The 20,016-nt window shown below is 59.2% G+C and carries 21 protein-coding genes; 4 read left to right on the top strand and 17 right to left on the bottom strand.

The features are described 5' to 3' along the window. Positions 1–19: 19 nt before the first annotated feature. Entirely contained in the window at positions 20–373 is a 354-nt protein-coding gene (locus tag JFT91_RS29200) for an MGMT family protein (RefSeq protein ID WP_201149220.1), read from the bottom strand. A 164-nt stretch (positions 374–537) separates the two neighbouring features. On the opposite strand from JFT91_RS29200, the gene JFT91_RS29195 reads away from it, so the two are divergent. Next, entirely contained in the window at positions 538–1,545 is a 1,008-nt protein-coding gene (locus JFT91_RS29195) for a DUF481 domain-containing protein (RefSeq protein WP_201227699.1), read from the top strand. A 155-nt stretch (positions 1,546–1,700) separates the two neighbouring features. On the opposite strand, the gene JFT91_RS29190 is transcribed toward JFT91_RS29195, so the two are convergent. Further along, positions 1,701–1,910: a cold-shock protein gene (locus JFT91_RS29190; protein WP_002554837.1), complete on the bottom strand. Its 210-nt coding sequence runs from the start codon at positions 1,908–1,910 to the stop codon at positions 1,701–1,703. 354 nt (positions 1,911–2,264) lie between these two features. On the opposite strand from JFT91_RS29190, the gene dcd reads away from it, so the two are divergent. Together dcd and JFT91_RS29180 are read left to right on the top strand one after the other, a co-directional pair. Beyond that, positions 2,265–2,831: a dCTP deaminase gene (gene dcd, locus JFT91_RS29185; protein WP_201149222.1), complete on the top strand. Its 567-nt coding sequence runs from the start codon at positions 2,265–2,267 to the stop codon at positions 2,829–2,831. Between the two features lie 107 nt (positions 2,832–2,938). Further along, entirely contained in the window at positions 2,939–3,148 is a 210-nt protein-coding gene (locus tag JFT91_RS29180) for a hypothetical protein (protein ID WP_129390065.1), read from the top strand. Between the two features lie 45 nt (positions 3,149–3,193). Here the strand turns inward: JFT91_RS29180 and pdeM are convergent, their stop codons facing one another. From pdeM to JFT91_RS29125, 11 genes are all read right to left on the bottom strand, one after another. Next, the gene (pdeM, locus tag JFT91_RS29175; protein ID WP_201234693.1) at positions 3,194–3,850 is read right to left on the bottom strand and encodes a ligase-associated DNA damage response endonuclease PdeM; all 657 of its coding nucleotides are present in this window, start codon (positions 3,848–3,850) and stop codon (positions 3,194–3,196) included. Next, a complete protein-coding gene (locus JFT91_RS29170; RefSeq protein ID WP_201234686.1) occupies positions 3,847–6,336 on the bottom strand; it encodes a ligase-associated DNA damage response DEXH box helicase in 2,490 nt (829 codons plus the stop codon). Before JFT91_RS29170 ends, pdeM begins: the two co-directional genes overlap by 4 nt. A gap of 171 nt (positions 6,337–6,507) precedes the next feature. Further along, the gene (locus JFT91_RS29165; protein ID WP_201234679.1) at positions 6,508–7,272 is read right to left on the bottom strand and encodes an ABC transporter ATP-binding protein; all 765 of its coding nucleotides are present in this window, start codon (positions 7,270–7,272) and stop codon (positions 6,508–6,510) included. A gap of 13 nt (positions 7,273–7,285) precedes the next feature. Further along, on the bottom strand, positions 7,286–8,404 hold the full coding sequence (locus tag JFT91_RS29160) for a succinylglutamate desuccinylase/aspartoacylase family protein (RefSeq protein WP_201227695.1): 1,119 nt from the start codon (positions 8,402–8,404) through the stop codon (positions 7,286–7,288). A 12-nt stretch (positions 8,405–8,416) separates the two neighbouring features. Next, the gene (locus tag JFT91_RS29155) at positions 8,417–9,127 is read right to left on the bottom strand and encodes an ABC transporter permease (RefSeq protein ID WP_201227694.1); all 711 of its coding nucleotides are present in this window, start codon (positions 9,125–9,127) and stop codon (positions 8,417–8,419) included. Then, entirely contained in the window at positions 9,124–9,852 is a 729-nt protein-coding gene (locus JFT91_RS29150) for an ABC transporter permease (protein ID WP_201227693.1), read from the bottom strand. Before JFT91_RS29150 ends, JFT91_RS29155 begins: the two co-directional genes overlap by 4 nt. 56 nt (positions 9,853–9,908) lie before the next feature. Next, positions 9,909–10,691 (bottom strand): transporter substrate-binding domain-containing protein, encoded by a 783-nt coding sequence (locus tag JFT91_RS29145; RefSeq protein ID WP_158832066.1) that lies wholly within the window; start codon positions 10,689–10,691, stop codon positions 9,909–9,911. A gap of 389 nt (positions 10,692–11,080) precedes the next feature. Next, positions 11,081–12,769: an ATP-dependent DNA ligase gene (locus tag JFT91_RS29140; RefSeq protein WP_201234677.1), complete on the bottom strand. Its 1,689-nt coding sequence runs from the start codon at positions 12,767–12,769 to the stop codon at positions 11,081–11,083. Continuing rightward, positions 12,766–13,800, bottom strand: coding sequence for a ligase-associated DNA damage response exonuclease (locus JFT91_RS29135; protein ID WP_201234675.1), 1,035 nt, complete (start codon positions 13,798–13,800; stop codon positions 12,766–12,768). Before JFT91_RS29135 ends, JFT91_RS29140 begins: the two co-directional genes overlap by 4 nt. A gap of 164 nt (positions 13,801–13,964) precedes the next feature. Further along, the gene (locus JFT91_RS29130; RefSeq protein WP_201234672.1) at positions 13,965–16,415 is read right to left on the bottom strand and encodes a penicillin acylase family protein; all 2,451 of its coding nucleotides are present in this window, start codon (positions 16,413–16,415) and stop codon (positions 13,965–13,967) included. Positions 16,416–16,702: 287 nt separating this feature from the next. Continuing rightward, positions 16,703–17,347: a glutathione binding-like protein gene (locus JFT91_RS29125; RefSeq protein ID WP_201234671.1), complete on the bottom strand. Its 645-nt coding sequence runs from the start codon at positions 17,345–17,347 to the stop codon at positions 16,703–16,705. Between the two features lie 144 nt (positions 17,348–17,491). Between JFT91_RS29125 and JFT91_RS29120 the strand changes: the two genes are divergently transcribed. Then, positions 17,492–18,049: a cysteine hydrolase family protein gene (locus tag JFT91_RS29120; protein ID WP_201234740.1), complete on the top strand. Its 558-nt coding sequence runs from the start codon at positions 17,492–17,494 to the stop codon at positions 18,047–18,049. Positions 18,050–18,195: 146 nt separating this feature from the next. Here JFT91_RS29120 and JFT91_RS29115 read toward each other — a convergent pair whose 3' ends face one another. From JFT91_RS29115 to JFT91_RS29100, 4 genes are all read right to left on the bottom strand, one after another. Next, positions 18,196–18,405 (bottom strand): SEC-C metal-binding domain-containing protein, encoded by a 210-nt coding sequence (locus JFT91_RS29115; protein ID WP_008083915.1) that lies wholly within the window; start codon positions 18,403–18,405, stop codon positions 18,196–18,198. Then, complete coding sequence (locus tag JFT91_RS29110) at positions 18,402–18,896, bottom strand: LEA/WHy family protein (protein ID WP_201234669.1); 495 nt, start codon at positions 18,894–18,896, stop codon at positions 18,402–18,404. The genes JFT91_RS29115 and JFT91_RS29110 overlap by 4 nt, the downstream gene beginning before the upstream one ends. Before the next feature lie 120 nt (positions 18,897–19,016). Next, positions 19,017–19,493 (bottom strand): YchJ family protein, encoded by a 477-nt coding sequence (locus tag JFT91_RS29105; RefSeq protein WP_201227687.1) that lies wholly within the window; start codon positions 19,491–19,493, stop codon positions 19,017–19,019. Positions 19,494–19,497: 4 nt separating this feature from the next. After that, positions 19,498–19,998, bottom strand: a complete 501-nt coding sequence (locus tag JFT91_RS29100; protein ID WP_201234667.1) for a DUF6231 family protein — start codon at positions 19,996–19,998, stop codon at positions 19,498–19,500. Positions 19,999–20,016 lie beyond the last annotated feature (18 nt).

The following is a 20,016-nucleotide window of genomic DNA, read 5'->3' as shown; positions in this document are numbered from 1 at the left end:
CGAAAACAAAGCGCGCACTCTAACCGCTGTGCTCTACCGGACGCCAGCCATGGCGCTGAATATCCACACGATTGTTCAGGATGGTGAGGCCTTCAGTGCGCAATCTGGCCCGTTGTTCATCGCCGGAAGGGCTGCCGACCGGGAGGCTGATCCGACCGCCGGCTCCGAGCACCCGGTGCCAGGGCAGTTTGGTATCGCCGGGCAACTGACTCAACGTGCGGCCGACCCAGCGGGCGGCGCGCCCCAATCCGGCGAGTTCTGCCAATTGACCATAGCTGACGACTTTACCCTCGGGCACTTGTGCGAGGGTCGAGTAGAGCGCCGTGCGTCGGATTTGCGCTTCGCTTTCACGGTCGTTGATCGGGTCTGTCACGGGTGCGCCTCCTGAACATCGTCGGATTGAGGCCTTCAGGGTAATCCGTCGTCGTGCAGTTGAGAAATGAACTCAATAGAAATAGTCCGGTCAGTCCTTGTCAGGGTCTTATTCCTACGGATAATGCCGACCTTTTTTCGCAAACTTGAGCCCTCGATTCGCTTATGTTGTCCAGAACCTTGCTGTGCCTTGCTGTTTTCAGTGCGTCCACGCCCCTGCTTGCCGACACCGTGTGGTTAAAGAACGGTGACAAGTTGACCGGCACTATCACCGTGTTCGATGGCGGCAAGCTGTTGATCCAGACCAAATATGCCGGTGCGGTCACGATTGACTGGAAAGAGGTCAAAACCCTGGACAGTGATCAGCACCTGCTGGTCAAGCAGGACGCATACAGCGGTGAAGTGTCCAAGTCGCTGACGGCGGCCGAAGACGGCAAGGTCACCCTGGCCAACGGTGAGGCGCCGAAAACCGTCGAGCTGGCGAGCATTCAGCAGATTCTCAAACCGAAACCGGTGGTCGAGGATCTGGTGTGGAAGGGCAATGTCGATCTGGCGCTGGACTATCAGCGCGCCGAGAAGGACACCGATGATTACGACGTCGGCTTCAAGACCACCGCGCGTCACGGCCGCTGGCGACACACCGCCGAAGGCGAGTACAACCGTGAAGTGCAGGACGACGAAGTCACCACCAACAACTGGCGCGCCGAATATGCCCTCGACCGCTTCCTGACCGACAAGTGGTTCTGGCAGGGCCGTCTGAACTACAAGCGTGATTACGTCGAAGAGTTGTCCCGTCAGCGCGTAGTGGGTACCGGTCCGGGTTATCAGTTCTGGGATGACGAGCTGGGCGCGTTCTCGCTGGGTTCGCTGCTCAACCGCACCGATTACGAGTACAGCGATGGCGGCAAGGACAACTTCTATTCGGTCGCGATGAAGTGGGACTACAACCGTTACCTGATCGGCAAGAAGGTTGAGTTCTTCACCAACGGCGAAATCGGCAAACCGTTGTCTGGCGTGGCCGACTATGCACTGGATGCCGAGATGGGCCTGCGTTACAAGGTCACTGATTGGGCGTCGCTGAACCTCAAGGCTGAGCGTGACATTATCAGCGGCACCAACGATGCGGATTTGAGCAAGACCCGCTATACCGCAGGGTTTGGCGTGGCCTGGTAAGGCAAAAGCAAAAGATCGCAGCCTTCGGCAACTCCTACATTCATCCCCGTAGGAGCTGCCGCAGGCTGCGATCTTTTTTTGCGTCTGCACAAAACAGGCGCCCATAAAAAAGCCCCGCTTTTAAGGGCGGGGCTCTTTTCTAAAGAAGCTACAAGTTAGATAACTTGTACTTCTTCAGCTTGCATGCCTTTCTGACCGCGGGTAGCGATGAAAGAAACCTGTTGGCCTTCTTTCAGGCTTTTGAAGCCGTCGGATTGGATAGCTTTGAAGTGAACGAACAGGTCGTCACCGGATTGTGGAGTGATGAAGCCGAAGCCTTTTTCATCGTTGAACCACTTAACGGTACCGGTTTGGCGATTAGACATGGTGTAACTCCTTGAACAAAGATAACTGCGACTCAGGAAGAACCCTGGCCGAGACTGAGTGCAAAGAGCAGGAAAAATTCTTGTAGATGGTTGGATCGAAATTCAACATATCGTGTAGAGATTCTCAGTGACACAAGCAGCACAGTGGCGCCACCTTAACCCTTTTTCCGAGACGTGCCAATGCTTCTTGCGAAGGTTTCTGTATTTTAGGGATCGGCGGTGTGACGGTTCGTCGCCAGACCGCGTAAATCATGGGGGATCGGCGAGAATTGCAGCCCGCACTTTGAACCCGGCGGCGCGCCCGGTAAGATGCCGGACAGAATTTTTCCACCTCGCTATTCAGGACACCCCGCCATGAGCATCAAATCGGACAAGTGGATTCGCCGCATGGCGCAGGAACACGGCATGATCGAGCCTTTCGTCGAGCGCCAGGTACGTGGCAACGACGACAGCCGGGTGATCTCCTACGGTGTGTCGAGCTATGGCTACGATGTGCGTTGCACCAATCATTTCAAGGTGTTCACCAACATCAACTCGTCGATCGTCGATCCGAAAAACTTCGATCCGGGCAGCTTCGTCGACATCCACAGCGACGTTTGCATCATTCCGCCGAACTCCTTCGCACTGGCCAGCACCGTCGAATACTTCCGTATTCCGCGCAACGTATTGACCATCTGCCTGGGCAAAAGCACTTACGCGCGCTGCGGCATCATCGTTAACGTCACCCCGCTCGAGCCAGAGTGGGAAGGTCACGTAACGCTGGAATTTTCCAACACCACCAACCTGCCGGCGAAAATCTACGCCAATGAAGGCGTGGCGCAGATGCTCTTCCTCGAATCCGACGAAGAGTGTGAAGTTTCCTATAAGGATCGTGGCGGCAAGTACCAGGGCCAGCGTGGCGTGACTCTGCCGCGTACCTGATTCGTCCATCCGGCGGATGTCGGGAATTCTTTGGCGGGCAGACACTCTATGGGGTGTACTGCCCGTTTTTGTTTCTGGCAAAACGGGCCTTCGCCGAGGAGTGCTCCATGAAGATCGACCCGCATATCACTGCCGAGCTGGCAAGGCTTGAGCCCAATCAGGTTGGCGTATTGGCCTGGTCCCTGTTAGCACAACCATCCTTGAGCATGGCCGGTGGAATTCCCGGTCAGCCTGATCCCGACACCCCCAATGAGCAACCGACCGAGCCAGGCGAGCCCACCTTGCCGGACGAGCCGCCACCAGCGCCAGTCGCCTGATCCCGAAGGGAATGCATGGCCAGTCAGTTGAAGTCCGCCAAGACTTCAACTGACTGGCCAGATTTCGTTGTCGCCGATGACAAAGATTTTGCAGTTGTCATCCCTCTCCACCGGATAGCCCCCGGTAAACGCGCCAAACGCCGGCAACAGGCTAATGCGCTCACCTAATCTGAAGCACGCCAGCCGCAGGCTCTGTCGGCCCCTGCCGTGTAATCGATAAACCGGGTGTACGTGACCGGCCAGTACATGCCTTTCAGGATGTGGATCCGGTTCATGCTGTAGAGCGAAAGGCCCCAGCAGCAGCGGCTCCGGCACCACCCTTATGTTCAGCGATGCCGGGGGATCGCCCGCGCGTTTGTCGTGATTGCCGCGAATCAGTGTCATCGGCAGATCAACGTGGCGTGCCCGCCACTGCGCCAAGGCGTTCAACGTGCCCGCCGCATGTGAACCTGGGCCATGGAGGAAATCGCCTAGAAAGATCAGTTGCCGACACGGCAACTTTGCCAGCAAATGATCGATCACCGAAATATTGCTCGCCGTGGTGCCTTGTGGAACCGGCTGGCCGAGGCTGCGATAGGCCGCCGCTTTGCCGAAATGCACGTCGGCAATTAGCAACGCCTGTTGCGCCGGCCAGTACAGGGCTTTTTCCGGCAGCAGCCACAATTCCTCGCCGGCGAGGCGCACAGGGTAGGGCGCGCTCATCGAGATGAACTCTTGTCGGCGGATTTTTCCAAGTCACCCACCATCCGTCTGATCCTATCAGCAAGCTTTTCTGAACTCATGCTTTCGCGCATGCGTTCAACCAATAGCGGAAACCCCAACGGGGTAGGACGTTTGATCTGATGCACATCCAGGTTCATCCGGTTGATGCGCTCCAGCGTCTGCTCCAACCGACGAATATCCAGTTCTTCGCGCAGGACTTCTTCCCCAGCCTGGGCCAGCAACAGATTGTCTGCGTCGTATTGTTTGAACACTTCAAAGAACAGCCCACTTGAGGCCTGCACCTGTCGGGTGCTTTTCGGCGCGCCGGGGTAGCCGGCGAACACCAGGCCGGCAATTCGCGCGATTTCGCGGAAGCGCCGCAAGGCCAGTTCTCCGGCATTCAGACTGGACAGCACATCCAGCAACAGATGATCGGTATTCAACAGTGAAGCGTTCAGATGCTCAGCCCAATCGACAGCCGTGGCGCTGAGCAGCTCCAGCCCGTAGTCATTCACCGCGATCGAAAAGGTCACGGGCTGACGCTGACTGACGCGCCACGCCAGCAGGCTCGCCAGCCCCAAATGCACCTGCCGACCGGCAAACGGATAAAGAAAAAGGTGCCAGCCCTCGCGGGACTTCAGCACTTCTGCCAACAGGTTTTCTGACGTAGGCAAGCCAGACCATTGCGCTTGAGTGTCCAGCAACGGTCGCAAGGCCTGCATTTCCGGACCGCTGAACTCGCCCCGTGCCGCAGCGCTGAAGCGAGTGACCACGGCTTCGGCCAATTCGCTGGACAGCGGCATACGTCCGCCATTCCAGCGCGGCACGGCGGCTTTTTCTACGCTGCTGCGTTTCACGTAGGCCGTCATGTTTTCCACTCGCACCAACTCCAGCAAACGCCCGGCGAAGAGGAAGCCATCACCTGGTTTGAGTCGAGCGATAAAACCTTCCTCTACGCTGCCCAACTGCTTGCCACCGCCGCCCTTGCTCCAGAATTTCAATTGAATACTCGCGTCGCTGACGATGGTGCCAACGCTCATGCGATGGCGGCGCGCGAGGCGCGCGTCCGGAACACGCCAGACGCCGTTTTCGTCCGGTTCTACCCGGCGATAATCCGGATAGGCTGTCAGAGACATCCCGCCATGGCGTACGAAAGCCAGAGCCCAGGCCCAGTCCTCAGGCGTCAGATCGCGATAGGCCCAGGCGCCGCGGACTTCTTCGTACAACTCATCAGGTAAAAATCCGCCGCCGAGGGCCATGCTGACCAAGTGCTGCACCAACACATCCAGCGGTTTGTGCGGCGACAGACGGGGTTCAATGCGCCGTTGCTCGACAGCATCGCGGGCGGCTGCCGCTTCGATCAGTTCAAGGCTGTGGGTCGGCACCAGCGTCACCCGCGAGCTGCGTCCCGGTGCGTGTCCCGAACGTCCGGCGCGTTGCATCAAGCGTGCGACACCTTTGGCCGAGCCGATTTGCAGCACGCGTTCGACGGGTAAAAAATCCACGCCCAGATCCAGACTTGAGGTGCAGACCACGGCTTTCAAAAAACCGTCCTTCAAGGCTTTTTCGACCCAGTCGCGGGTGTCGCGGGACAGTGAACTGTGATGCAGGGCAATTAATCCGGCCCAATCCGGCCGGGCTTCAAGCAATGCCTGATACCAGATTTCCGACTGCGCTCGGGTATTGGTGAACACCAGCGTGCTGGCGCAGGCGTCCAGCTCGGCAACCACCTGCGGCAGCATCTTCAGACCGATGTGTCCGGCCCAGGGAAAACGCTCAGTGGACAGTGGGATAAGGGTGTCGACCTTCAAGATTTTTTCGCTTTGACCCTGAACGCTGATGCCGTCGCCGCATGGGATGAGTACCTGCTCGGCGTGGGATTGATTACCCAGGGTTGCAGAAACACCCCATACGATCAGGTCGGGTTGCCAGTGACGCAGACGGGCGAGGGCCAGTTGCAGTTGCACACCGCGTTTATTGCCCAGCAATTCGTGCCATTCGTCGACGACGATCATGCGTAATGTCGATAGTGCAACTTGCGCATCGGCACGGGCCAGCAACAGAGTCAGGCTTTCTGGCGTGGTGATCAACGTGGTCGGCAGGCGTCGGCTCTGCCGGGCGCGTTCGCTGCTGCTGGTGTCGCCGGTGCGCAGGCCGACACTCCACGGCAGCTGCAAATCATCAACAGGCACCTGCAGGGCGCGCGCGGTATCGGCGGCGAGCGCACGCATGGGCGTAATCCACAGCACGGTCAGTGGTTCGGCGGCTGGTTTGCGCTTGCGTGAAGTTTCAGTAATCGCAGAGGGCCTGGCGTAGCGATTGAGCGCGGCGAACCACACTGCATAGGTTTTACCGGCGCCGGTGCTGGCATGCAGCAATCCGGATTCACCGCGTTTGACCGCCGCCCAGACTTGTTTCTGAAAAGCGAACGGCTTCCAGTCGCGGGCGCTGAACCAGATTTTTGCGAGGTCGGGGGATTTCGCCATGCGGGCTGCGCGCGCTCTGGAGGTGTTCTTCCAGTGACCACGGAGCGGGAGGACAAGTTTGATTTTGTCGGAGTGAGCCTGCTCGCGATAGCGGTGTGTCAGTCACATCAGTGTTGGATGTAATGACGCCATCGCGAGCAGGCTCACTCCTACAGGGGATTGTGTACGGCGTTATTTGAGGTTGCCGCTGAGAAATTGCTTCAGGCGTTCGCTTTTAGGGTTGCCCAGCACTTCCTCCGGTGCGCCTTCTTCTTCAACCAGACCCTGATGCAGGAACAGCACCTGGCTGGAGACTTTGCGGGCAAAACTCATCTCGTGGGTCACCATGATCATCGTCCGGCCTTCTTCGGCCAGGCCCTGAATCACCCGCAGCACTTCCCCCACCAGTTCTGGATCGAGCGCCGACGTCGGTTCGTCGAACAACATCACCTCCGGCTCCATCGCCAGCGCCCGGGCAATCGCCACGCGTTGTTGCTGACCGCCCGACAAGAACGCCGGGTACTGATCCGCCACCCGCGCCGGCAGACCAACCTTGTCCAGATAACGTCGCGCGCGATCATCGGCTTCCTGTTTGCTGCAACCCAACACCCGGCGCGGAGCCATGGTGATGTTTTCCAGCACGGTCATGTGGCTCCACAGGTTGAAATGCTGGAACACCATCGCCAAGCGTGTGCGCAGGCGTTGCAGTTCATCGGCGTCGGCGACGTGCATGCCATGGCGGTCGGTGATCATGCGGATGGTTTTGCCGTCGAGGCTCATGGCGCCGTCGTTGGGTTGTTCGAGAAAGTTGATGCAACGCAAAAAGGTGCTTTTGCCCGAGCCGCTGGCGCCGATCAGGCTGATCACGTCGCCGGTCTTGGCCCTGAGCGAAACGCCTTTGAGCACCTGATGGTCGCCATAGCTTTTGTGCAGGCCTTCAACGGTCAGTTTGTACATGGGACAGACATCCTCAAGGCGAAAGTAGGTAGCCGCTGCGATACGCTTCGGCGCCCGCGACGTGGGCGATGACCATGCCGGCCGTGGCCATGCGTCGCAGCGAGCGGGCGTACATCACGCCGGCGCAGATGCAATGAATGGGGGTGACGCGGTCGTTGATCGGGTCGATGATTTCGGCGATTTGCTGCCCGGCCTCCAGGTACTGGCCGGCAACCGCCGTGTACACCAGCAGACCACCGACCGGCGTGATCACCGGTTCCACACCTGCCAGTGGCGTGGCGGGATACCGCAGCGGCGGCTGTGGTTTTGTCTCGCCGACAATCGCATCCGACTGGATCAGATAATCGATCAGTGCCTGGCAGTCGCGGCTGGCCATCGGATGATTGACGTCACCCTGGCCGCGCAATTCGACGGTCACCGAAAAGCTGCCCAGCGGAATCTCGAAGTGTTCGCCGAAGCGTTCCTTCAATTGCCACCACAGCAGGGTGAAGCATTCATCGAATGACTGGCCGCCGGAATCGGTGGCCAACAGGCTTGCTTGCGATTCGATGTAGCGCGCCAGCGGTTCGACCTGCGGCCAGGCTTCGGGCGTGGTGTAAAGGTGCACCACCGATTCGAAATCGCAGTGCAGGTCCAGCACCATGTCGGCGTCGCAGGCCAGCCGTTGCAGGGTCAGGCGCTGGGATTGCAATTGGGTGCTGGCGGTCTGGCGAGCGAGGGCGTCGCGCAGATGTGTGCGGATCAATTCGAGGTTGTGCTGTGGATTGTCGTTCAGCTTGCCCTCGATGGCGTTGCCGATTTCTTCGCTGAGGTCGACGAACCAGCGGTTAAAGTTCTGCCCGCTCTCCAGTTCGTAGCGGCCCAGCGGCACGTCCATCAGCACTTGTTCGAGGCCGACCGGGTTGGCCACTGGCACCAGCACGATTTCGCTGCGCAGGCGCCCGGCGGCTTCCAGCTCCGCCAGACGCTGCTTGAGGTGCCAGGCGACGAGCATGCCGGGCAGTTCATCGGCGTGCAGTGACGACTGGATGTAGATTTTGCCTTTGGCCTGCTCCGGGCCGAAGTGGAAGCTGTGAATCTGTCGTGCTGTCCCCGGCAGTGGGGCCAGCAGCTCATGGATCTGGTGGCGCATTGCAAAGGTGTCCTAGTGAGTCGGGCCGAGGAAGGCCAGCCATCGGCGTTCGGCGAGGCGGAACAGGCCGACCAGCGCAAAGGTAATGGTCAGGTAGATCAGTGCGGCGATACCGAACGACTGAAACGTCAGGAAGGTCGCTGAGTTGGCGTCCCGGGCGACTTTCAGGATATCGGGGATGGTCGCGGTGAAGGCCACGGTGGTCGAGTGCAGCATGAGGATCACTTCGTTGCTGTAATACGGCAACGAGCGGCGCAGTGCAGACGGCATGATCACGTAGGCATACAGCTTCCAGCCGGTCAGGCCATAGGCCTTGGCAGCTTCGACTTCGCCGTGGTTCATGCTGCGAATCGCCCCGGCGAAAATCTCCGTGGTGTAGGCGCAGGTGTTCAGGGCAAAAGCCAGGATCGTGCAGTTCATCGCATCGCGAAAGAAACTGTCGAGGATCGGCTGCGCACGCACGGCGGCGAGGCTGTAAATCCCGGTGTAGCAGATCAGCAATTGGATATACAACGGCGTGCCACGGAACAGGTACGTATAAAACTGCACCGGCCAGCGAATGTAGAAGTGCGACGAGACGCGAGCGATCGACAACGGAATCGACACAAGGAAACCGATGAAGATCGATGCGCTGAGCAGCCACATCGTCATCGCCAGTCCGGTAATGTTTTGCCCGTCGGTATAAAGGAAGGCTTTCCAGTATTCCTGTAGAAGTTCGATCATCGTACGGCCTCCCGGGCACCGGCGGCGTAGCGGCGTTCGAGACGGCGCAGGATGAAGTTCGAGGCACTGGTGATCAACAGATAGATCAACGCGGCGAGGACCAGGAAGTAAAACAGTTGATAGGTGCTTTTGCCGGCGTCTTGCGCTGCTTTGACCAAATCCGCCAGGCCGATGATCGAGACCAGCGCGGTGGCCTTGAGCATCACCATCCAGTTATTGCCGATGCCCGGCAGGGCAAAACGCATCATTTGCGGGAACACCACGAAGCGAAAGCGCTGGCCGCGTTTAAGGCCATACGCGGTGGCCGCTTCGACCTGACCGCGCGGCACCGCGAGGATCGCGCCACGGAAGGTTTCGGTGAAATACGCACCATAAATGAAGCCGAGGGTCAGCACGCCAGCGCTGAACGGGTCGATTTCAATGTATTCCCATTCCATGTAATCGGTGAGTGTCGTCAGCCAGGTTTGCAGGCTGTAGAAGATCAACAGCATCAGCACCAGATCCGGCACCCCGCGAATCAGCGTGGTGTAGAGCTGGGCGGGCAGGCGCACCAGTTTGACTTTCGACAGCTTGGCACTGGCGCCGATAAGGCCGAGCAACACGGCCACCAGCAGCGACAACGCCGATAATTTGATGGTCATCCAGGTACCTTCCAACAGCAAAGGGCCGAAACCCTTGAGGCTGAAGGCGGAGAGCCCCAGATTTTGTAAGAGGTTTTCGAACATAAATCAGCAACCTGAGCGGATGGAAAAGGCGCCCATCGAGGATGGGCGCCGAGGCATTATTTGCCGCTGTACAGAACCAGATCGCCAAAGTGTTTCTTTTGAATCTCGGCGTATTTGCCGTCATCGTGTAACGCTTTGATACCTTTATCTAAAAGCGCTTTCAGCTCAGTGTTACCTTTCTTAATACCGACAGCGGTTTTGGCTGGCAGCAATTCGTTGTCGACTGGCTTGCTGACGTCATAGTCGGCGCCCTGTGGCGACTTCAAAAAGCCCAGTTCGGCTTGCAGCATGTCCTGAATGCCCGCATCGAGACGGCCGGAGGTCAGGTCGGAATACACCTGATCCTGGTTCTGATAGGCCTGGGTTTTCACGCCAGCCTTGTCCAGAACGGCTTTGGCGTAGGCTTCCTGAATGGTGCCTTGCTCGTAACCGACGGTTTTGCCTTTCAGCGAGGCGACGTCTGCGGTGATACCGGAACCTTTCTTCGACACGTAAGCGGTCGGGCCAGAGAACAGCTCGCTGGAGAAGTCGATGACTTTTTCGCGGGCTGGCGTCACGGTCATCGACGAGATCACACCGTCGAATTTATTGGCTTTGAGGCCCGGAATCATGCCGTCAAAGTCACTTTCGACCCACTTGCACTTGACCTTCAGTTCGGCGCAGATCGCGTTGCCCAGATCGATATCGAACCCGACCAGGCTGCCGTCGGCCGCTTTCGACTCAAACGGTGCGTACGAAGGGTCAACGCCAAAGCGCAGCTCTTTGTATTCCTTGGCCAGCGCGGAGCCGGCGGCCATGCACAACGCCAGTGCAGAAAGGGTCAGCAATGCTTTTTTCATTATTCAATCCCTAAGAACCAATATGAGCGCTTGTGGCGCAGAATTATTGTTACTGCAACGCGTACGACCTATAGAAAGTAGCAATTTCCGAACCAGAGTCCCGAACAAGTGTTTTAAAAGGTGGGAAGCGGGGGAAGAGGGGGGATTGGTGCACGGAAATGGGCGTCGTAAAAACCTTGCACCATTTAAGTTCAATGCAGGCATTTCGCGGGCGATGCATTCCCTGTAGTGAGGGGATTTATCCCCGATGGGTTGCGAAGCAGCCCCCAGCATTCATCAGGGAGAATTGCATGCTCAGGTTTTGCGACTGCTGCGCAGTCGATCGGGGATAAATCCCCTCGCCACAGGTCGTCATTCAATTCGAATGATCAGTGTCCCGGGAAAGGGGGTCAGGCGAGGAGGTCTTGCAGGGTGGCGAGGCTATCCGCTTCCTCCACGGTCTTATCCTGCCGCCAACGCAACATCCTCGGGAACCGTACCGCGATCCCGCTTTTGTGCCGTCGCGACAGGGCAATCCCTTCAAAGCCCAGTTCGAACACCAGGCTCGGCTTCACACTGCTCACCGGACCGAATTTTTCCACGGTGGTCTTGCGCACGATGCTGTCGACTTCGCGCATCTCCGCATCCGTCAGCCCCGAATAGGCCTTGGCAAACGGCACAAGCGCCCGCTGGCTCGACTCCGGCGGGCCGTCCCACACGGCAAAGGTGTAATCGCTGTACAAACTGGCTCGGCGACCGTGGCCGCGCTGGGCGTAGATCAACACCGCATCGACGCTGAACGGATCGACCTTCCATTTCCACCAGACGCCCATGTCTTTGGTGCGGCCGACGCCATACAGCGCATCGCGCGCCTTGAGCATCATGCCCTCGACGCCCAAACGCCGAGAGGCCTCGCGCTGGCGGGCGAGGTCAAACCAGTCGGTACCGGTCAGCACGGGCGAGGGCAGCAACACCGGGCTGTTACAGCGCGCGACGACTTCTTCGAGTTGCGCACGGCGTTTGGCCTGCGGCTGATTGCGCCAGTCTTCGCCCCGCCATTCCAGCAGATCGTAGGCGAGCACCACCACCGGTACTTCTTCGAGAATTTTCTTGTCGAGGGTTTTGCGGCCAATGCGCTGTTGCAACAGGGCGAACGGCTGCACCGCTGGCGGTTGGTCGGATTGCGGGTCGAAGGCATCTTCAGTGGTGGGGTGGGTGCTTTTCCACACAACGATTTCGCCGTCGATCACTGTGCCGTCGGGCAAACCGTGCACCAGTACGTCCAGTTCGGGAAAGCGCTCGGTGACCAGCTCTTCACCGCGCGACCAGACCCACAGTTTGCCTTCGCGCTTGACCACCTGCGCGCGAATGCCGTCCCACTTCCATTCGATCTGCCAATCGCTGGCCGGGCCGATCAATGCTTCAAACTCCTCAACCGGTTGCGACAAGGCATGCGCGAGGAAAAACGGGTATGGCTGGCCGCCGCGCTGGGCATGTTCGTCGGCGGATTCCGGAGCAATGAGTTTCAGGTAACTGGCCGCGTTCGGCCGGTTCGACAGGTCGGTGTACCCAACCAGGCGCTGTGCCACGCGTTTGCTGTCCAGGCCTGCCATCGAGGCCAGAGCACGGGTCACCAGCAACTTCGACACGCCGACGCGAAAGCTGCCGGTGATCAGCTTGATACACAACATCAGGCTCGGCCGGTCGAGTTGCGCCCACAGCTCAGGCAGTTGTCTCGACAGGTACTCCGGGGTTTCACCGCGCAGCGGCAGCAGTTTGTCCTCGATCCATTCGGCGAGGCCGGCGTCGGAGCTGTGCAGGTTTTCCGGCAGTACCAGCGAGATGGTCTCCGCCAGATCGCCGACCGCTTGATAGCTTTCCTCGAACAGCCACGGTTGCAGGCCCGACAACTCGACCGCCAGCTCGCGAAGGATGCGCACCGGCACCAATTGCCGCGGCCGCCCGCCGGACAAAAAGTACACTGCCCACGCCGCGTCTTGCGGCGCCGCCTGGGCGAAGTAAGCCTGCATTGCCGCCAGCTTGGCGTTGCTTGAAGTGGTGGCGTCGAGTTCGGCGTACAGCTCGGCGAAGGCCTTCATACAGATGCCTCGGCGATGGGGGGCTCGGCGGCGATGTTGTCTTCTTCGTCATCGCCGTACTCAGTGTTGAAACCTTGGGCATCGAGACCCTGTTCGCGCAAATGCCGCACCAGCACGCCAATCGAGCCGTGGGTGACCATCACCCGTTCCGCGCCGGTCTGGTTGATTGCCCAGAGCAGGCCGGGCCAGTCGGCATGATCCGAGAGCACGAAGCCGCGATCAACGCCACGCCGCCGACGGGTGCCACGCAAGCGCATCCAGCCACTGGCGAACGCATCGCTGTACTCGCCGAAACGGCGCATCCAGCTACTGCCGCCGGCCGAAGGCGGGGCGATGACCAGCGCCTGACGCAATAACGGGTCGTTCTTGGTCACGTCGCCCGCGTAGATCGTCGGCGGCAGGTATACGCCGGCGTCGCGGTACACCCGGTTCAACGGCTCAACGGCGCCATGGCTGAGGATCGGGCCGAGACTGGCGTCGATGCCATGGAGAATTCGCTGGGCCTTGCCGAACGAGTAGCAGAACAGCACGCTTGCCTTGCCGGCAGCGATGTTCGCCGACCACCACTGATTGATCTCGTCGAACACTTGCGCCTGCGGCTGCCAGCGATAGATCGGCAGGCCGAAGGTCGATTCGGTGATGAAGGTGTGGCAGCGCACCGGTTCGAAGGGCGCGCAGGTGCCGTCCGGTTCGATCTTGTAATCGCCGGAGGCAACCCAGACTTCACCGCCATATTCGAGGCGAACTTGCGCTGAGCCGAGAACGTGACCGGCCGGATGGAAACTCAGGGTGACGCCGTGGTGGGTCAGGCGCTGGCCGTAGGCGAGGGTTTGCAGGTTGATGTCTTGACCCAGACGCGCACGCAAAATCCCTTCGCTGGCGCTGCTGGAAAGATAATGCTGGTTGCCGGTGCGCGCGTGATCGCCATGGGCATGAGTGATCACCGAGCGCTCGACGGGGCGCCAGGGGTCGATATAGAAATCACCCGCAGGGCAATAAAGTCCTTCGGGGCGCGCGATAACAAGGTCCATGTCGTTACCAGAATGGGGGGCTTGTTAGCTATGAGGCTGGCGCCGGGCCGGAAGTTCTATCGACTTTTTCGCGGGGCTGAAAAGCAAAAGATCGCAACCTGCGGCAGCTCCTACATTGATCTGTGTAGGAGCTGCCGCAGGCTGCGATCTTTTGAACTTGCGGTTTATTTGCCCGGGGTGAGGGTCAGGCGGGTTTTACCGTACACCCGATCAAAGTTTTGCGGCTGCATCGGCAACCCGATGTACTGCCCCTTCAGCCACGCATCAATGCCATTGAGGTAATTCGGACTCACCGGATTCCCCGACTGACCCGTACCGTTCTGCCCCATCAACGGCTCAGCCTGGCCGAAGTCGACGATAAAACGCATCGACGGTGCACGCGTGGTGGTGAAGTCCTGGCCCCAGGCGAACGCGGCGGTGTTCAGTGTCGTGTGATCGCCACCCGCTGCGAGCGGCCCGCGAACGGTCTGGCCGTTGGCATTTTTCCACTCGTAGCGGTGCAGTTTGCCCCACTGCCAGGCTTTGTGATCGCCACCCAACTGACTGTCGCCGGCACTGATTGCCGCCGCTAGGCTGCGCGCGAGAATCACTGCTTTGTCTTCTTTCTGCGGAGTGCGGATGTCATCCCAGAACGGACTGTCTTCACGCCCCAACAGGTGATCGGCCTGCGCCGAGTAGGACAAATCACCGTTAGCGATGAACGCTTTCCACGCCGCACTGGACTCGGGGCCGAGTTCGTCGAGGAAGATCTGCTTCATGCTTTCTTGCAGGAACAGCTCGTAGATCGCCGCATCCGCCGAGGTCGGGCTGAGTTTGCCGTCGAAGGCCATCAGGCGGGTAAATGCTTCGCGCGCCTTGCTGCGATCCGCTTCCGGCAGGGCATCGATCGCCTGTTTCAGCGGTTGTTTCATACCCGGCGCTTCGAACATTTTCTTCAGCTTGGCGGCGAACGTGGTGGTTTGGTCATACTGCATGGCGATCACGCTGCGGCTGTCGTGTTTGGCGCTGCCGGCCAGTTCAGCCAAGCGTTCGCCACGCTCCGGGGCGGCCCAGGAGTTGGACAACTGCATGCCGTAACCGTGAGGAATAACGCGCTGGTTGGCGGTGCCGAGCCAGCCTTGCGCCGGGTCCTGATCGTAGGGGTGCAGCATCGGGTCAGCGTAACCGTCCCAATCGTAACGACCTTCCCAGCCCGGCGATGGCAGCAGGCCTTCGCCTTCACGACGGTTAGGGAAACGCCCGGTGACTTGCCAGCCGATATTGCTCGCATCGGCGAATACCAGGTTCAGTGCGATGGCGCGGATTTCCCGGCTCGCGTCCGAAGCGCGTTCAACCGTTTGCGCACGAGTCAGATCAAAAAACGCGTCCAGCGACTTGTCGTCGGTGAAGCTCGGTGTCTGCAAGGCCACACCGAAGCCATTGCCCTGCGTGGCAGCCTGGGCGCTATTGAGCAACGCGCCGTGACGGGTTTCGTACACCGCTTCGCGAACCGGCCGCTGGCCTTTGACGAAATAGGTTTCGTTGCGTACGCCCAGCGGTTGCCATTTGCCGTTGACCTCGTAGGTCAGGCTGTTGCCCTGACGACGAATTTTTTCCAGGAACAGATCCTGGTTGTCGCCGAGCACGCTGGTCATGCTCCAGGCGACTTTGCCGTTGAAACCGCCCAGTACGATCGGTAAACCGGCGACGGTGATGCCGGCGGCCTGATACTTCGGTGCGCGGATCTGCACAAAACTCCACAGCGACGGCGCGGCCAACGGGCCATGGCTGTCGCTGGCGAGAAGGCTTTTGCCGCTGCGACTGCGTTGCGGGGCAATGGCCCAGTTGTTCGAAGAGGTGGTGCCGAGCAGATTCAGCGCTGACAGTTGTTGACTGGCGTTGCTCAGTTCGCTGAGGCCGGGGATTTGTCCGTTGAGCTTGAGACCTTGCAGCTTGTCGGCTTCGGCCAGCGGCAGTTTTTCGTCCGGTGCCGATGGGGTCAGCCAGGCGAGTTTGTCGGTGTTCACGGTTTGCGCGAGCACCAGCGCGGAAATTTCTTCTGGCAGGTTGGCCGACTGACTGAAATTCAGCAGGGCGAAAATCAGCGCCGAATCTTCCGGTTTCCAGTATTCCGGCTTGTAGCCGCTGGAGGCGAGGTCGCCCGGCAGCTTATCGGCGTAGCGAAACAGATAGGCGTTGACGCCCCGCGCATAGACTTCAAAGAAGCGTTTAAGCCGTGGCGACGAGGCTTTGTACAACTCACCGGCGCTTTTCTTCAGGTTGACCGCGCGCATGTAGCGGTCGGCATCGAGCATCGAGGCGCCGGACATTTCCGCCAAACGGCCCTGTGCCAACAGCCGCAGGGTGACCATCTGATTGATACGGTCGCTGGCGTGGACGTAGCCGAGGCTGAACAGTGCGTCATGGAAGGTGTTGCTTTCGATCAGCGGCATGCCCATGGCATTGCGCCGTACCGAAACGTTCTGCGCCAAACCCTTGAGCGGCTGTACGCCGGAGGTAGGCGGGAGGGTGTCCTGAGCGTTCCAGGTCTGGCAACCAGACAGGCCCAAGACACCGGCCACTGCTGCGGCAACGCCGAACCGGGGAAGAAAATGAGTAAGGGCTGGCGAGGCCATGGCAAAGCTCCTGCGGGGGGTAGCGTCAGTAAAGGCGCTACGTTAGTGAGCAGGAGGATGCCGCGCAAGCGGGGGCGGGGGTTATTTCAGGATTTGTCTGATATACAACACCCTGGAACAGATCACATACCCGTGGCGAGGGGATTTATCCCCGTTGGGCAGCGAAGCAGCCCCAAAACCTGCAATCACGGTGTGTCAGACACATCCTGGTAGCAGGAATTCGCAGCCCAACGGGGCGGTGCGACGTTTCGCTAAATCCCCTCGCCACAAAAACCCCTCACTCAGGATTAGGGTTTTGGTGGGTTGACCTGTTGCACCAGCGCATACGCCTTCACCGTCGCTGGCCGGTCCTTGATCTGGTTGAACCAGCGCTGCACATGCGGGAAGTCCTCAAGATTCTGGCTCTGCCACTTGTGCGAGACGATCCACGGATAAATCGCCATATCGGCAATGCTGTATTCACTGCCCGCCACAAACGCGTTATCGGCCAATTGTTTGTTCAGAACTCCGTACAGGCGCGCCGTCTCATCAATGTAGCGTTTGATCGCGTAGGGGATTTTCTCCGGCGCGAACTGGCTGAAGTGATGATTCTGCCCGGCCATCGGGCCCAAACCGCCCATTTGCCAGAACAACCACTGCAACGCCGTTTGCCGGCCACGCAGATCCTTTGGCAGGAACTGACCGGTTTTCTCCGCCAGATACAAAAGAATCGCCCCGGACTCGAACAGCGACAACGGCTCACCGCCATCGGCAGGTGTGTGGTCGACGATGGCTGGAATGCGGTTGTTCGGGGAGATTTTCAGAAAGTGCGGCTGAAACTGTTCCCCTTGGCTGATGTTGATCGGGTGGACTTTGTACGGCAGGCCGGCTTCTTCGAGGAACAGCGAGATTTTGTGGCCGTTGGGTGTGGTCCAGTAATACAGGTCGATCATGGAAAGCTCCAAAACAGAAAATGGCTTACGTGCGGACAGCAAACGCCGGCATCAGGTCGTCCTGTGTGTTCGATGACTTGCTTAGTAGAAGCAAGTGATGCTCAAGTGCGGAAAATTCAATGACCGCACGTGAGAAAAATCGCCATGGAGCTTCAGGCCAATGCAGCACTGATCATCATCGACCAGCAAAAAGGCATCCTGCAGCCGCGATTGGGGCGGCGCAATAATCCGCAGGCTGAAGAGCGAATCCTTGATCTGCTGGGGCTTTGGCGGCGCAGCGGGCGGCCGCTCATCCATGTGCAGCATCTATCACGTGAGCCGGGTTCGGTGTTCTGGCCCGAACAGGAAGGGGTGGAGTTTCAGCAAAGGTTTTTGCCGCAGGACGGCGAGTGGCTGATCCAGAAACAGGTGCCGGATGCGTTTTGTGCCACCGGACTGGAGACGCGGTTGCGTGAGGCGGGGATCGGGCAATTGGTCATCGTCGGCGTGGCCACCCACAATTCGGTGGAGTCCACGGCGCGCACGGCGGGCAATCTGGGGTTTGAGGCGTGGGTCGCGGAGGATGCCTGCTTCACCTTTGACAAGGCCGATTACTTCGGCACGTTGCGGACCGCTGAAGACGTGCACGGGATGTCGCTGGGGAATCTGCACGGGGAGTATGCGACGGTGGTCAGTTGTTCGCGGATTCTGGCGGCTGGCTGAATATTTGCGGTGAATCTACCAACGCTATCGCGAGCAGGCTCACTCCTACAGTGATCGCATTCCAACTGAAGAAACTCGGTCAACTGTGGGAGCGAGCCTGCTCGCGAAGACGGCAGGTCAGGCGAAGACTTACTTCGCCTCGAGCATCAAGCGCCGTGGCACTTCTTGAATTTCTTGCCGTTGCCGCATGGGCAAGGGTCGTTGCGGCCGACGTCTTTCAAGGCGTTGCGCACCGGTTCCTGATGGGCGTGGCCGCAGTTCGGGCCGTGAACGTGGCCGTGGTCATGATCGTGATGGTGGTCATGGTCATGATCGTGGTTGCAGTCAGGGCCATGGACATGAGGTTGCTGAGTCATCGGTGTTGCTCCGGAATAAAATCGGCGGGGATTATCACGCCATTGCGCTCAAGGTGCACGTAGTGGGCGATGAATAAACCGGTTTCCATTTCACCCTGCAAGCGATAGGGAATCTGCTGGTTAGGGCTTTTCAGCATTTTCACCACCTCTTTTACCTTCGGCCACAGATTGGTGCGGATCGGTATTTTGTAGAACGAACTGCTTTTCGGCGCGACGGTGATCCAGTGTTCATGCTCACCTTCGGCCAGCAGCATGTCGGCCAGATGGATGCGGTATTCCAGGCCACGCACGGTCAGATCACTGTCGTTGGGATTGTCGATACGAAAGTGCAGGATGAATTTCTGTTCGAGCAGTTTGGCGCGCACCACTTCGACTTTCACCAGATGCACGGCGGGGTCGACGCTGTCGTCGCTGAACCATGAGGCGCAGCCGCCGAGGTTCAGGATCAGCATCAGCATTAAGAACTGGAATGTGCGGCTGCAACCGAGCATGTGAGAACTCCCTTTGGTGCTCAGTCTAGTCCTAAAAGATCGCAGCCTTCGGCAGCTCCTGCATGAGATCCCGTAACCCTGTAGAAGCTGCCGCAGGCTGCGATCTTTTGATCTTCAACCTCAAGCGCCGAAATACCCCGCACAGCACTTCTTGAACTTTTGCCCGCTGGCACAAGGGCAACTGTCATTACGCCCGAGCTTCAACTGCACTGTCGGGTCGATGAAGTACCAACGCCCGGCGTTCTGTACAAACGAGGAACGCTCGCGATGGCTGTGTTCGCCCTGGCTGTCATGCCAGCGTGCGGTGAAGGTGACAAAGGCGTGTTCCGGCTGACCGCCGAAGACTTCCGAACTTTCGACCTTGAGGCCGAGCCAGGTACTTTGCGCGCTCCAGTTGCTGATCGACTGAAGATCCAGCCCCGATTGCTGGGCGGGCAGGGTGGTTGCCTGCAGATAGTCGATCAGCCCCAGCACGTAGGCGCTGTAGCGCGAACGCATCAAGGCTTCGGCGCACGGGGCCGGATGGCCTTCGTGATAATGGCCGCAGCAGGCCTCCAGCAGATTACCGCTGCCGCACGGGCAAATGGCTGTACTCATTGCATTACCACCAGTATTTGCCGAAGTTTTCCGGATTGGCCCAGAACCGTGAGTTGAGCCAGTCGGGGACTTGTTTGTATTCAAGCAGATCGTAGGTGAACAGCGTCAGCACTTGATCGTCGCGTTGAAAGCGCTCGCTGGCTTGCAGGGCCAGCGAATAGAAGTCGGTTTCCTGCCAGCCACAGGCGGCCAGATCCGCCACCACCGCAATACGACTGGCGTTCAGATTGCGAATCCCGCCCAACAGATTCAGGCCATCGCGCTTGGGCAGATGTTCCAGGCAATCGACCACCAGTGCCAGATCGAATCGCTGCGCTGCCAATTCGGCGGGCAGAATCCCCGGCTTGGCATGGGCCACGCAGCAGTCCGGGTGGGCCTCTTTAAAAGCCGTCAAGGCCGGAAACTCACTGGCGCCAATCAACAACAGCAGACGCGCCGGGGCGTAGCGGTCCAGCAAAGCGGCCAACGCCTGTTGCGGCGTGCGGGAAGAAATGGCGACGTTCATCGAAGCTCCTCAATCAGA

The organism is Pseudomonas sp. TH08 (genome assembly GCF_016651275.1).
Classification (GTDB): Bacteria; Pseudomonadota; Gammaproteobacteria; order Pseudomonadales; family Pseudomonadaceae; genus Aquipseudomonas.
The sequence above is the reverse complement of the archived record's forward strand: the minus strand, read 5'-3'. Positions and strand labels throughout refer to the sequence as shown.